Source organism: Pseudomonas caspiana (genome assembly GCF_002158995.1).
In the GTDB taxonomy this organism is placed as follows: Bacteria; Pseudomonadota; Gammaproteobacteria; order Pseudomonadales; family Pseudomonadaceae; genus Aquipseudomonas; species Aquipseudomonas caspiana.
Window position 1 is genome coordinate 110,584 of the sequence record NZ_LOHF01000020.1, and the last position, 13,777, is coordinate 124,360.

The 13,777-nt window shown below is 57.5% G+C and carries 10 protein-coding genes; 7 read left to right on the top strand and 3 right to left on the bottom strand.

The window, feature by feature from the left end:
- Position 1 precedes the first annotated feature (1 nt).
- Both AUC60_RS20750 and AUC60_RS20755 read right to left on the bottom strand, forming a co-directional pair.
- Positions 2-451 carry a YaiI/YqxD family protein gene (locus AUC60_RS20750; protein WP_027902767.1) on the bottom strand — a complete coding sequence of 150 codons (450 nt, stop codon included), beginning with the start codon at positions 449-451 and terminating at the stop codon, positions 2-4.
- 137 nt (positions 452-588) lie between these two features.
- Positions 589-2,484 (bottom strand): cytochrome c/FTR1 family iron permease, encoded by a 1,896-nt coding sequence (locus AUC60_RS20755; protein WP_087272010.1) that lies wholly within the window; start codon positions 2,482-2,484, stop codon positions 589-591.
- A gap of 557 nt (positions 2,485-3,041) precedes the next feature.
- Here AUC60_RS20755 and AUC60_RS20765 point away from each other — a divergent pair.
- On the top strand, positions 3,042-4,172 hold the full coding sequence (locus tag AUC60_RS20765) for a mechanosensitive ion channel family protein (RefSeq protein ID WP_087272016.1): 1,131 nt from the start codon (positions 3,042-3,044) through the stop codon (positions 4,170-4,172).
- A gap of 239 nt (positions 4,173-4,411) precedes the next feature.
- Here the strand turns inward: AUC60_RS20765 and AUC60_RS20770 are convergent, their stop codons facing one another.
- Positions 4,412-5,899 (bottom strand): YdgA family protein, encoded by a 1,488-nt coding sequence (locus tag AUC60_RS20770; protein ID WP_087272019.1) that lies wholly within the window; start codon positions 5,897-5,899, stop codon positions 4,412-4,414.
- A gap of 318 nt (positions 5,900-6,217) precedes the next feature.
- On the opposite strand from AUC60_RS20770, the gene AUC60_RS20775 reads away from it, so the two are divergent.
- The 6 genes from AUC60_RS20775 to AUC60_RS20800 all read left to right on the top strand — a co-directional run bounded on the left by AUC60_RS20775 (position 6,218) and on the right by AUC60_RS20800 (position 13,599).
- Positions 6,218-6,910 carry an HAD-IA family hydrolase gene (locus AUC60_RS20775; RefSeq protein WP_087272022.1) on the top strand — a complete coding sequence of 231 codons (693 nt, stop codon included), beginning with the start codon at positions 6,218-6,220 and terminating at the stop codon, positions 6,908-6,910.
- Positions 6,911-7,193: 283 nt separating this feature from the next.
- Positions 7,194-7,697: a sigma-70 family RNA polymerase sigma factor gene (locus AUC60_RS20780; protein WP_087272025.1), complete on the top strand. Its 504-nt coding sequence runs from the start codon at positions 7,194-7,196 to the stop codon at positions 7,695-7,697.
- Positions 7,697-8,662: a FecR domain-containing protein gene (locus tag AUC60_RS20785; RefSeq protein ID WP_087272028.1), complete on the top strand. Its 966-nt coding sequence runs from the start codon at positions 7,697-7,699 to the stop codon at positions 8,660-8,662. Before AUC60_RS20780 ends, AUC60_RS20785 begins: the two co-directional genes overlap by 1 nt.
- A 96-nt stretch (positions 8,663-8,758) precedes the next feature.
- On the top strand, positions 8,759-11,230 hold the full coding sequence (locus AUC60_RS20790; RefSeq protein WP_087272031.1) for a TonB-dependent receptor: 2,472 nt from the start codon (positions 8,759-8,761) through the stop codon (positions 11,228-11,230).
- A gap of 364 nt (positions 11,231-11,594) precedes the next feature.
- Positions 11,595-12,776: an MFS transporter gene (locus AUC60_RS20795; RefSeq protein ID WP_087272034.1), complete on the top strand. Its 1,182-nt coding sequence runs from the start codon at positions 11,595-11,597 to the stop codon at positions 12,774-12,776.
- A gap of 85 nt (positions 12,777-12,861) precedes the next feature.
- Complete coding sequence (locus AUC60_RS20800; protein WP_087272037.1) at positions 12,862-13,599, top strand: GntR family transcriptional regulator; 738 nt, start codon at positions 12,862-12,864, stop codon at positions 13,597-13,599.
- Positions 13,600-13,777 lie beyond the last annotated feature (178 nt).

Consider the following 13,777-nt stretch of genomic DNA (forward strand, 5'->3'; position numbering starts at 1 on the left):
CCTAGCGAGTAAGCCGCGTGAGAATCCGGTCCAGGGAGTTGGCGAACGCCTGTTTTTCACGGTCGCCGTAAGGCGGCTGACCACCGCCCATTTGCCCTTGGTCGCGCAGGTCGGTGAACAGGTTGCGCACGGCGAGCCGGTCGCCCATGTTTTGTGTGTCGAACTCTTTGCCACGGGGGTCCAGCGCAGCGACGCCCTTCTTGACCAGACGATCGGCGAGCGGCACATCGCTGCAAATCACCAACTCGCCGGGTACGGCGTGCTCAACCAGATAATCGTCCGCAGCATCAGGGCCGCTGGGCACCACGATCAGTTTGACCAGGGTGTACGTGGGCTTGATCTGACTCTGCCCGGCCACCAGCACCACCTCGAATTGACGCTTGAGCGCGAACTTGATGACCTGCTCTTTTGCTGCCTTGGGGCAAGCGTCGGCATCGATCCAGACGCGCATGGGGAGGTGTCCTTTCTAATGACTCACAGTCTGGGTAGGAGCGAACTTGTTCGCGAAGCGCCTCGGCTGGTAGACGCTATCTATCGTCTGTGCCAACGACTCGCGAACAAGTTCGCTCCTACCGGGGATTTCGCAACTTACACGGTCTGCGCCCTGCGCTTCTCCGCCAACCAGCTGCGACCATACAGCACTGCAATCGCCAGCAAGGCTATCAGTTGGGCGCACAGGGAATACGCATCGGCATGAATGCCCAGCCAGTCGAACTCGAAGAACGGCACAGGACGGGTACCGAAAATACCGGCTTCCTGAAGGGCTTTTACGCCATGCCCGGCGAACACCACCGACAACGCACACAACAGTGCTGCGTTGATGCCGAAGAATAGCGTAAGCGGCAGTTTTGCCGAGCCACGCAGGATGATCCACGCCAGCCCGATCAGCAACACCAATGCCGTGGCACCGCCCGCCAGCACTGCATTGTGCCCAGCCGGGCCAGCTTGCAGCCAGAGGGTTTCGTAAAACAGGATGACTTCGAACAGCTCGCGATACACCGAGAAAAACGCCAGAATCGCAAACCCGAAACGACCACCGCCGCCCACCAGGCTGCTTTTGATGTAATCCTGCCAGGCTGCTGCATGGCGACGGTCGTGCATCCAGACACCCAGCCACAAGACCATCACGCTCGCGAACAACGCCGTCGCGCCCTCAAGCAATTCCCGTTGCGCGCCGCTGACATCGATCACGTAAGCCGCCAGCGCCCAGGTTCCCAGCCCCGCCAACAGTGCCAGCCCCCACCCGATATTGACACTGCGTACCGCTGACTCCTGGCCAGTGTTACGCAGAAACGCAAGGATCGCCGCCAGTACCAGAATGGCCTCAAGGCCTTCACGCAGAAGAATCAGCAGGCCGGAAATGTAGCTCAGCGAGGTGCTTAATCCATCACTGCCCAGCAGGCCCGCCGACTCTTTAAGTTTGGCTTTGGCGAAGTCCAGTTTTTGTACGGCTTGCTCCAGCGGCAGCCCGTCCTGCAAGGACTGACGATAAGCCATCAAAGCTTTCTCGGTGTCTTTGCGAACATTGGCGTCTACGTTGTCCAGCGAACTTTCAACCAGCTCGAAGCCTTCCAGGTAGGCAGCGACAGACAAGTCGTAAGCCTGTTCGTGATCGCCCGCACGATACGCCGCCAGGCTTTTGTCCAGCGTCTGGCTGGTGTAATCAAGCAACTGCGCGGGGCCACGCTGGACCTGAGGTGGCTGGGCACGTTGAGCGCGGAACGTGGCAACGGCCGGCTCGCCCTCGGCGGCGCTGATTTCGATAGGTGTTTGCCGCGCCAGATCGGCGAGGTTGTAGGTCTTGAATGGCGCTGTCACCGGCTGCGCACTGAAGCTCGCGATATAGGTCGCGATGTCCCAACGCTGGCGGTCATCCAGCTGATCGGCAAACGCCGGCATATCAGTCCCGGCAATTCCCAGACCTACAGCGTTGTAGAGGTCGTAAAGGCTTAGTCGATCCAGACGGGCCGCGTCGCGCAGATTAGACGGCGGCGGCTCCAGGCCAATACCCGCAGGTCCATCACCCGCGCCAGCGTCGCCATGGCAGACCGAACAATGCTGTGCGTAAAGCGGCGCACCCCGCGCAGGGTCCGGAGTAATCACCGGAGCCTGACTCACTTCGTAAGCGACTGCCAACCGGGCACCCAACTGGCGGGCCTGACGGGTGACCAGAGCGCCGTCCTGCTTCTTGGCCACTGCATCAGCGAGGCTGGACACGCCTTTTTCAAGTTCATCGCGCTCTGCTCGCGCAGGCAGTGCAGCCACCAAGCCCCGTAAAATGCCCAGAGCCTCTACTTGCTGCCGGTATTCATCCTCTTCCACCACCTTGCCGTCGGCTACGGTCGACGGGTAGTCGGCACCCATGTAATCAAGCAAATGCAGCACTTGCGCCGCACCATCAGTGGGGTCGGCCAATAGGCCGAAGCTGCACAACGCCAACAACGGCAACATCAGCCAGGCCAGAAAACGGGAACGCATCGACATCGGTGAATCTCAGCGGAATGATTAGGTATCGCATTGTCAACCTCGCTACGTCCCGACTCAAGGTTCCGGGAGATGTTTGTTGCTAAATATTACGCAACACCCTGCATAGCCTTTCAGAGACGCGACTCAGCCCGACCTTAATGAGAATAACTAGCATATATAGCGAAAGGCTTACACCAAGAGGAGGCAATTCGCCCTATTGCACCTGCGGGTTCCTGAGTAAGATTGGATCCAACAACTGATGCGCAGGACGCGCACAGGATCAAGGATGATCGACCATGGCCCGGAGGGCTTACCGACAGGATGTTGGAATGGTCTTGAAGAAAACCCGCTTCGGCGGGTTTTTTGTTGCCGGTCAAAAAGTAGCCTGTCACGCTGCGACAGCTCTATTTCAAGGGCTAGACCGTGGAGATCAGACCACAACCCTCCTACGGCAGGGGAACATTTACGCCTTTGCGGGGTTCACACTTTTCAGGCAGCTATCGCCATCGAGGCCGACGGGCTGAATCCGAGAGGGTCCGCTCGGCTTAAAGTCATTTCTGCTATGGATACCGTCGATGGAATATCTATTGCCTCAGAGCTGGCTGGAGGCAGTGCCTCTGCCGTGGCTCAAGACCCTGATCGCCGCCTGCGTTGCGGTATTGCTGGCTTTGCTGATTCGCTGGCTGGCACTGAGTGTGCTGCGTCGTGTCGCCAATTCATTTGTGTTGCCACAGCAACTGGTCTATCGCGCCGCCAGCCCGACCTTATGGTTGCTGCCGTTATTGGCTTTGCAAACGGTCTGGACCTCGGCGCCTGATGATCTGGTGCTGATTGGCACCGTGCGCCATATCAACGGGCTGTTAGTCACTGCAGGTTTTACCTGGCTGGTGCTCAGTTGCGTCAAAGCCGTGGGCGAAGCAGTGGCGATCCGCAACCCGCTGGATATCGAAGATAACCTTCATGCCCGCCGTATACAGACTCAGGTTCGGGTGTTGGTGCGCTGCCTGAATGCGCTGGTGTTGCTGTTCGGTACCGGGCTGATTCTCATGAGTTTCCCACCCGTGGCCAAGATCGGCACCAGCCTGCTGGCATCGGCGGGCCTGGCAGGTCTGGCCGCAGGTTTTGCAGCCAAGCCGGTGCTGGGTAATTTGATCGCAGGTCTGCAAATCGCCATCTCCCAACCGATCCGCCTCGACGACGTGGTGATTGTCGAAGGTGAGTGGGGTCGCGTGGAGGAAATCAGTGGCACTTACGTGGTCATCAAAATCTGGGATGAGCGGCGCATGGTGGTGCCGCTGCAGTACTTCATCGAGAAGCCGTTCCAGAACTGGACCCGCGCGACCTCAAGCCTGATCGGCTCGGTGTTTGTCTGGGTGGACTATTCACTGCCGGTAGAAGAGTTGCGTGCAGAAGTGCAGCGCATTTGTGAAGACATCCCGCACTTGTGGGACGGCCGCGTTTGCGTGCTGCAAGTCGCCGACACCAATGCCAAAGCCATGCAATTGCGGGTGCTGTTGAGTTCGGCGGATTCTTCACGCAGCTGGGACGCCCGTTGCCACATGCGCGAACGCTTGATTGCGTTCATCGCCAAGCAATATCCGCAAAGTCTGCCGCAACTGCGCACGGAAATCTCGTCGCGCAATGTGCGACCGGAGATCGACGTCCACGAGACGCCGGTCGACATCCCGCGTCAGCCGCCGGTTTGAGGTCATGCATTTCTCAGGTGAATGCATGTTGGCCTAAAAGCTTGCGTCTCCATCAGTCCTAGAGAAAAAGTGTGGTCTCTGTGGGAGCTGGGCTTGCCCGCGATAAGGCTGAACGCGATCCAAAGTGAACCGTGTCCAGACTTATCGCGGGCAAGCCCAGCTCCCACAAGAATTGCATTCAGCCAGCCAGGCGCTGTGTGACCGGTAATCACCTCATTGCCGAACCACCCAGCGCCCTCTTACTTCATCCGCATCCCAATGACTTTGCTCATGATCAGGGCAATAAATTGCTCCGGGGTCATTTTCTGGCCGTTGAAATCGACGATGTTGTTGGCGTATTGCAGGTTGGAGACGATGTTGTCGCCATCAACCTTGGCCACTTGCATCATCACCGCCATCGCACCCGCCATATCGCCAGCTGCTTTGGCTTGCTCGGCGATCGCAGCTGGGTCGGTCTGCCCAGCGAGGTTGGCTTGCAGCGTTGCCAGGTCACTGATCATCGGCTTGGACAGCACCAGTCGCGCTTCCAGTTGAGCGATGGCGTTGCGGAAACGATCTGGCGATGGCTGTTCGGTTGAGCCGGTGTCGGTCAAATCCACAGCAACGCGCAAATGGCTTTCACCGTTGGCCGTCTTGAGCGCGAGCCTTTCAAGCTCGACGTGCGGTTTGGCGGCCAGCAATTTGATGATTTGCGTATCGATCAATTGTTGGTCTGCCGGGCTGAGTTGCAGCACCAGCTTCTCACCGGCAGCATTGGCGGCCTGTTGTTGCGGCAGAATTTTTGTCTGATACAGGTCGTATAGCGCCTGTGAAGCCGCGACATCGAAGTTGCTGATCTTGAACGCGGACTGCAACGCGCCTACGTCCTTGCCGTTGTAACTGATCATGCCGACGTTGTAGCTCATCTGCGCAGCAAGATTGCCGCCCTCTTCCTGAGTCAGACTGGTGCCGGTTACGTCTTTGAGCGCGATGGGAGCCTGCCCTGCAACCTGTGCCACGAAGCTATCGGCTCTCAAGTTGTTGTGGCCCAGATAGAACCCGGATTTGCCTTTGGTGCCGCCCATGTCCAGGGTCACCCCTTTAGCACCCAGCGCGACCTCACCTTCTTCGGAGGTGACGTTCAGCTGGAAATTGTCCATCTTGCCAAGCACTTTGATCTTCTCGGCATCAGCGCTGGCTTCGGTATCCAGGCGCAGGCCTGAAAAGGTGAACGTACCGTCGGTGTCCTTCAACTCCAGCGGGGCCAACAACAGCGCGCCAGTAGCAGCGCGGTCATAACCGACGCTGGCGTGGCCGGTGACCGGACTGGCGCCATTGCTCATGGCGAACCATTTCGTCGCGCTCGGGCTTTGCTCCATTTGGAAGTTGCTCTGCGCCATGACCGGCAGCAGCTTGAAGCTCTTCAGACGAGAGAACGGCAGCGGACCATGTTCGATATTGTCGACAAACAGGAACTCGGCATTTTTCCCTTCAGTAGTGAGGTTCTCGTCGTGAACGAGTACACGGTAGTGAGCCGTGCTGCTGAACAGGTGCCGATCAATTGACAGCATTTCCAGCGTGATACTGCTACCGGAGCCTTTGAGGGATTTGGCCAGTTCCTGGTTACCCTGTTCGATCGAATCACGCAGTACGCCTTCGATTCGGGTGCCCGTGTACCACGCACCGGCGGTGGCCAGCGCTCCCACAACAACGATGACGCCAGCTACGATGCCTACTGATTTATTCATGTTTTTGACTCGAAGAGATCCGTTTCTGGTAATTGGAAAAAATCTTCCCTGAACCCTCTGCGGGTTTTCGGCAACCTGGTTACAGGCCGACCAAAGCAGCACAATGCAAGGGCGAAAAGTTGCGAGAGGTTATCACCGCCATCTCCTCATGACCCAGCGCTGTTGCTGTTTTGCGTGTACGAATGCTCCTTTTCTACCGCTGTTGGGCAGCGTTCTCGCTGTTTGGTTGCAAACTGCCTGCATTCAGGTGCGGGGTAGCAATAGTCTTGCTCAAGACGTTAGGCTGGGACCCGGTTTGAAATAACAGGATCCGAGACGATGACTGAGCAGCAAAGTGAGCGAGGCCCAATCAAGGCCGTGATTTTCGACATGGACGGCTTGTTGCTGGACACCGAGGGGGTCTACACCGAAGTCACCCATTTGATTGCCAGCCGGTACGGCCGCACATTTGACTGGGCCGTCAAACAGCACACCATCGGCCGCGGCGCGCAGGACTTCGCCAGTTACGTGATCCAGGCGCTGGAGCTGCCGCTCTCAGTGGACGAGTTCCTCGAAATCCGCGCCCCGATGCTGGACGAGCGTTTCCCTAAAGCACCCGCAATGCATGGCGCTGAAGCCTTGGTGCGGCATCTGGCGGAAAACAATATTCCCATCGCGGTCGGCACCAGTTCCTCGATTCATTATTTCCACGCCAAGACCGAGATGCACCGCAGCTGGTTCGAACTGTTCGAAACCGTGGTGACTGCAGATGATCCGGAAGTCGGTGCAGCCAAACCTGCGCCGGATATTTTCCTGGTCGCCGCTAGCCGTCTGGGTGTTGCGCCGGCCGACTGCCTGGTGTTCGAAGACTCGCCCTTCGGCGTTACGGCTGCCAAGGCTGCTGGCATGTACGCCGTGGCCGTGCCCGACTCACACATGCCGCTGGAGCAGTACGAGCACGCGGATCTGATTCTGAAATCGCTGGCTGACTTCCCGCTGCAAAACTGGGGCTTGCCGGGAATGAAAGGCTAGCGCTCACGTCAATCTGTAGGCGCCGGGCTTGCTCACGCAGAACGATTACGCGGTGTTAGTGATCGGTTGAATCGGGGCACCTGATTCGCAGCAAGCACGGCACGCAGAACTCACGCTCGGCAGACAAAAACAGCATTCCGACTGACAAAGTGGCGAGTGGGTTGATCAGTACCTGCGCGCCCACGCTTTCAAAAATTGCCACCTCTGACTGAACGCGGATAGAATTGCGATCAATTCTTAATTACATCTGGCATGGATGCCGGACGCGCTCCAGTGGTTATCTATGTCGTCCGCTGATCAATCACTCAATCTGGAAATCCACAACCTTTACTGTGACCATCACGGCTGGTTGCAGGGTTGGCTCGTCCGCAAGCTGGGCAACGCCAGCGACGCGGCCGATCTGGCACACGATACTTTTTTACGTCTGCTCACACGGCAGGCTCGTTGTATCGGCAGTGAACCACGGGCCCTGCTGACACATATAGCCAAGGGTCTGGTGATTGATCGCTGGCGGCGTCAGGACGTCGAGCGTGCCTATCTCGAAACGATCGCTCACTTGCCCGAGCCGGAAGTGCCCTCGCCTGAAACCCGACTGCTGATTCTCGAGGCGTTGTACCGAATCGAGGCCATGCTCAGAGAGCTGCCGGAAAAACCCCGCCAGGCATTTCTCATGTCCCAGCTGGACGGGCTCACCTACGCGCAAATTGCCCAAGAGCTGGGCGTGTCGCTGATCAGCGTCAAACGCTACATGCGTGAAGCATTTCTCGCCTGCCTGAGTGTGGCCTGATGAACCAGCCCATTGATCCGCAGATTCTTGGCGAGGCCGCGGACTGGCTGGTACAGCTGCACTCAGGAGCGGCGACCGATGAGGACCATCGAGCCATACAGAGCTGGCGCAGCCGCAGTATCCAGCATGCTCAGGCATGGCAGCGAGCTGAATCCATACTTGGCGATTTTCGTTCAGTGCCAGGTTCGATTGCTACGCAGACGCTGCAGCAGATCGGCCGCAACAAAGGTATCGGTCGCCGTCAGGCATTGACCCGTCTGGGCTTGTTGCTGCTCGCCGGGCCCACTGCGTGGCTGGCCTATCAGCGCTTGCCATGGCAGCAATGGACAGCCGATCAACACACCGCTATCGGCGAGCAGCGCAAGCTGACATTGCCTGATGGGACTCACGTGGTCATCAACACTGCCAGTTCGGTAAACATTGCCTTCGGTGAGGGCGAGCGCCGCATTGAGCTGATCAAGGGTGAGGTGCTGATCACCACAGCAAAGGACCCATCTGCCCGTTATCGGCCATTTATCGTCAGGACACCGCACGGCAACGCGCGAGCTCTTGGAACGAAATTCAGCGTAAGGCTGGATGAACAATTTAGCCGCGTTGCAGTGCTGGAAGGTGCAGTCGAAATGCAGCCCATCCACTCGGTAAACAAACGCGTGCTCCAGGCGGGCGAACAAAGCGCTTTCAGTGACTACTCACTGATGCCGGTGAACAGCGTGGATGCCAGTGCATTGACTTGGGAAAACGGCATGCTGGTGGCCAAGGACATGCGGCTGGATGATTTGCTCGCTGAATTGGGGCGCTATCGACCAGGCATGCTGCGCTGCCACTCCGCAGTTGCCGAGCTAAAGGTCTCCGGCGCATTTTCTCTGCGCGACACCGACGCAAGCCTGCGTTTATTGAACGACACGCTGCCGATCTCCGTCAGCAACATGACCCGTTACTGGGTCACGGTTGAGCCTCGCGCGTAGACGCAAAAAATAATTTCACTTTCGCTGATACCTTTTCTCGTGTCGTGCGGTGTGCAGATAACGCCCACATTTTCTCTGCGCCGACAGGTATGCCGCATGACATCCAGGTTGCTCCAGCATTCGCACCACAATCGCCTTTCCCGCTTGCCCCTCAAGGCATTGAGCATTGCCATTGCACTGACGGCAGCCCTGCCGCTGCAAAGCACCTTGGCGGCGGACGCGACCACCAGCACCGCAGCGCAGGACTACGCCATCGCCCCCGGCCCGCTTGGGCATGTGCTGGCACAATTCGCGGCGCTGGCCGGTGTGCCGCTGTCGTTTGATGCCTCCTTGCTCAACAATCGCCAAAGTAACGGGCTGAAAGGTAGTTACACCGTGCAGGCGGGCTTTGCGCAGTTGCTGGCCGGAACGGGTTACACCTTGTTGAACACCGGCAGCAACGGCTACACCGTGGCGCCGCAGCTCGATGCAAGCGATGCCGTTGAGCTGGGCGCAACCAACGTGGACGGGCAGTCAATCAGTGACAGCGAGGTGTACGCCGGCGGCCAGGTCGGACGTAGCGCTCGGCTAGGTGTGCTGGGCAACCGCGAGATCAAGGACGTGCCGTTCAGCGTCGTGAGTTACACGGCACAAACCATCGCTGATCAACAGGCTAAAACGGTAGGCGATGTGTTGCTCAATGACGCATCGGTCCGGCAATCGGCGGGTTTCGGTAACTTCTCTCAGGTTTTCACTATTCGCGGCTTGCCGCTGCAGACCGACGACATCTCGTTCAACGGTATGTACGGCATTTTGCCTAGACAAATCATCACCACCCAAGCGTTGGAGCGCGTCGAATTATTCAAGGGTCCCAACGCGTTCATCAACGGTGTTTCGCCTTCAGGCAGCGGCATCGGCGGCAGCGTAAATCTGGTGCCCAAGCGGGCTATGGATACGCCAACCCGCAGTGTCACCCTGGACTACACGGGCAAAAGCCAGGTTGGCGGACATCTCGATCTGGGGCAGCGGTTTGGTGAAGATAATCAGTTGGGCGTCAGAGTCAATCTGGCCCAGCATGAAGGCGATACTGCCATTGACGATGAGTCGCAGCGTTCGTCGCTGATCGCTGTAGCGCTTGATTACCGCGGCGACCGGTTGCGGCTGTCGGCCGATCTTGGCTATCAGAAAGAGCGTATCAACCAAGGGCGCGCGGTGGTATATCCCACTGGCACCTCGGTACCCAAAGCGCCGTCGGCCAGTCATAACTATTCGCAGGACTGGACCTGGTCGCAGCTCGAAGATACGTACGGCATGCTCAATGGCGAGTATGACCTGAATGACAACTGGACGGCGTATGCCGGTGTGGGTGCCAAGCACACACGCGAAAACGGGGTTTATTCGTCTTTGTATGTCAGCGACAAATCGGGCACGGCGCGGGGCGGCTTCCTCTACCCACCCCATGATGAAGACAACAAGAGCGCCATGGCCGGCCTTAACGGGCATTTCAATACAGGCCCTGTCACGCATCAGATGAACTTCGGTTTGTCCGGTATCTGGGGTGAACAGCGTTCGGCTTACGAGGCTTTGTATGTAGCCAGCCGTTTTCCCGGCAACCTTTATGACCCGGTTCAAGCACCCCGTCCAACGCCGCCGGCCACGTACTTTGGCAGCGACCTTCACGACCCGCGCATCGTTGGCAAGAACCGCATGAAAAGCGCCGCGTTTTCGGACACGCTGGGCTTCATCGATGATCGCATTCTGTTGACGCTTGGCTTGCGCCGCCAAACGATTGAAGTCGATTCCTGGAACACTGCAACTGGAAATCGTACCTCGAATTACGGCGAGTCCATCACAACCCCGGTCTATGGCCTTGTGCTCAAGCCGTGGGAGCACGTCTCGCTTTATGCGAACCGTATCGAAGGGCTTGCGCAGGGACCCACTGCCCCCACGGGCACTGGCCTGACCAATCCTGGGGAAGTATTCCCGCCCAATCGAAGCAAACAGACAGAAGCCGGGGTCAAGCTGGACTGGGATACATATGGTGCGACGCTGGGGGTTTATCGGATTGAACAGCCGAACAGCGCCACCTACACCAATCCCGGGTCGACCTTGGGAACGTTTAGCGTTGATGGTGAGCAAATCAACAAAGGCGTTGAGCTGAACGTGTTCGGCGAGCCTCTAGAGGGCCTGCGTCTGCTGGCCGGTGCAACCTGGATGAAGACTGAATTGACGAAAACCGCAGGGGGCGCGACTGATGGCAACCGTGCAGCGGGCGTGCCTCGCTTCCAATTTAATCTTGGGGGCGACTGGGATGTGCCAGGCATTCGAGGGGCTGCGCTCAACGCGCGTCTGCTGCGCACGGGCGGGCAGTACATAAACAGCGCCAATACGCTGAGCATCCCGGCGTGGACCCGTGTTGATCTGGGCGCCCGTTACACCTTCACCGTGGACAAAAGGGATATCACCCTGCGCGCCAATGTGGAGAACGTGGCAAACAAAGCGTATTGGGCTTCGGCGTCTACCGCCAATAACTATCTGACCCAAGGCACGCCAAGAACTCTCAAGGTATCGGCTACGGTGGATTTCTGATCGCTGGCAAGAGTGGGCTTTTTATTGCCTCTCGCGCCAAAGCTCATTCCAGCGCATTTAATTTTCTGGATTGTACGCATGCTCTGCAGGAGCTATCGAAAGCTACGAAGGCAGTTTCGCTAACGCGCCGCCATTCGCAGCCTTCGGCAGCTCCTACAGACTCTCCCACGGCTGCATCGAAGTCATCACCCCGTCCCTACGCCTCTATCGCGACCGGCACAGTCGCTGACGCCAGCTCACTTTGTATATAAGCTTGCCGAACAACCCGATTGACAGTGTTGCGCAGGATGAGCCTGCCATCCTGCTCAGTTGTCCGGGCTGGCACTGTACGCCATGCCTCACCCCTTCAGGACGTACACTCCGCGTGGCCACGTATTCCCTTGTCATTCGTCGCCTGCTGATCTGCTCGCTGACTATTGTTGTCAGCCGCGCAATCACCAGCCCTTTACTGACGCTATTCCTGAGCAATCGATTGGGGCTGGACCAGCAAGATGTCGGCTTGCTGATGGGCATCGCAGTGTTTCTCGCCACACTGCTTGGGCTGTACGGCGGCTATATCATTGATCGCCTGGACAAGCGCAGGCTGTTGATCATGGCGATGCTTTCAAGCGCTATAGGCTTCACCTTGCTGACCTTTGCCCACAACGTGTATCTGACCACTCTTACGCTGGTGATCACTGAGGCGGCGTCAGCGTTGTTTCTAATCGGCTCCAAAGCAATCATCAGCGAAAACCTGCCCATCGGTATGCGTGCAAAAGTGTTTTCACTGCGCTACACGCTGACCAACATCGGCTACGCCACAGGCCCCATGCTCGGGGTGCTCATCGCAGGGTTCCTTCCACTCGCACCGTTCCTTATTGCAAGCGCAATTGCTTTGGGCAGCGTGTTTCTAATGGTAGGTATTGCGCCAGTCAAACCTGTCGATGAGTTAAAGACGCAGAGCTTTCTCAACACGCTTCGAATCCTTAAAAACGACCGCACGTTAATCCTGTTCACCTCCGGTAGCCTGCTCAGTACCATCGTCCATGGTCGCTTCACGCTCTACTTGTCGCAATTTCTGTTGGTTACTCATGCGCAGGAGGATGCGTTGCACATCCTGTCTGCTGTACTGGCCTGTAATGCGGTGACAGTGATCGTCATGCAATATCAGATTGGGCGCTGGCTAAAGCGTGAACAACTGGCCGGGTGGATTTGCGTGGGGATCGGGTTGTTTGTGCTGGGGCTGATCGGCTTCAGTCTCTCGTACAGCATGCTGACGTGGTGTATCGCTATGTTCATTTTCACGCTCGGTGAAATGATCATATATCCCGCCGAATATCTGTTCGTCGATACGATAGCCCCCGAAGCCTTACGCGGCAGTTACTATGGCGCGCAGAACCTCGCCGCCTTTGGTGGTGCTCTGAGCCCGGTAATTTGCGGCTATCTGCTGATCAATACGCCACCCACCACAATGTTCTATGTACTGGCTGGGCTAGCCGCAGCTGGCGGCGCGCTATGCTTTATAAGTGCGCGCAATAGAACGGCAAAACCAGCCGCGGATTGCTGACTTACGTGCTGGCAATTTGACAACCCCTAGCGCAGGACCTAGTGTCCATTGGATCCAATAACAGTACCCATGAAGATAAGTAGCGATGCCCAACTCCGCTAGAGAAAGCCTCCTGTGCGCAATCATAGGCGATGAACAGCCGCCTGCGCATTTGGCCAGAACAGTGATCGAGGAGAAACTACGCAGTGCGATCCTGGATGGTCGATTACCAGCCGGAACCGCACTCCGCCAGCAAGAGCTTGCCACGCTGTTTGGCGTTAGCCGTATGCCTGTACGCGAAGCACTTCGCCAACTTGAAGCTCAGTCATTGCTACGAGTCGAACTTCACAAAGGCGCCGTGGTGGCCCCATTGATCGGCGAGGATGCGGTTGATGCATATGGGCTACGCATCCTTCTTGAGTCAGAAGCACTCCGCCTGTCAGTCCCGCTCCTTGATGCCGAGGACCTGGCAGAAGCACGGTTATGTATTGAAAGACTGGAAGTCGAAACTGACTATTCAGAAATGGGCAGACTCAACCGCATGTTTCACATGGCGCTTTATGCCAAGGTCCCTAATAAACGGTTATCAGCGGCGGTGGAGCAAGGGCTGAGTGAGGAAGAGCGCTTCCTTCGCTTCAACCTATCAGCCATGGGTTTGGGGAAGCTTGCTCAGGACGACCATTGGGAGTTACTCAAGCTGGCACGGGACGGGAAGGTCGAGGAGGCTGTGCAAGCTCTGCAACTTCACTTGAACAGAGGGGTAAAGGCTGTCACGCAATATTTGCGCAGCCAGGCCAACGCTCAACCATTACCCGCACACAAAGCAAAAACCAAAGTCAGCTAGCGATACCTCGTCCCCTTCCTCCAAGGCAATCAAGCAGATCACACAATACGGTGATTCAGTAGCACCGTGAAATAGCCGGGGTTGCAACCGTGTGGGCGCTGAGCGCCGTGACCGCTAATAAGATTTCTGCAGGGCTATAAAGACAAAACCCCCGATCGCGTTAGCGATCGGGGGTTTC

Coding starts and splice junctions, on each gene's coding strand:
- AUC60_RS20775 (WP_087272022.1), top strand. CDS start 6,218: ATGACTGAGCAGCAAAGTGAGCGAGGCCCAATCAAGGCCGTGATTTTC.
- AUC60_RS20765 (WP_087272016.1), top strand. CDS start 3,042: ATGGAATATCTATTGCCTCAGAGCTGGCTGGAGGCAGTGCCTCTGCCG.
- AUC60_RS20800 (WP_087272037.1), top strand. CDS start 12,862: ATGCCCAACTCCGCTAGAGAAAGCCTCCTGTGCGCAATCATAGGCGAT.
- AUC60_RS20790 (WP_087272031.1), top strand. CDS start 8,759: ATGACATCCAGGTTGCTCCAGCATTCGCACCACAATCGCCTTTCCCGC.
- AUC60_RS20785 (WP_087272028.1), top strand. CDS start 7,697: ATGAACCAGCCCATTGATCCGCAGATTCTTGGCGAGGCCGCGGACTGG.
- AUC60_RS20750 (WP_027902767.1), bottom strand. CDS start 451: ATGCGCGTCTGGATCGATGCCGACGCTTGCCCCAAGGCAGCAAAAGAG.
- AUC60_RS20770 (WP_087272019.1), bottom strand. CDS start 5,899: ATGAATAAATCAGTAGGCATCGTAGCTGGCGTCATCGTTGTTGTGGGA.
- AUC60_RS20755 (WP_087272010.1), bottom strand. CDS start 2,484: ATGTCGATGCGTTCCCGTTTTCTGGCCTGGCTGATGTTGCCGTTGTTG.
- AUC60_RS20780 (WP_087272025.1), top strand. CDS start 7,194: ATGTCGTCCGCTGATCAATCACTCAATCTGGAAATCCACAACCTTTAC.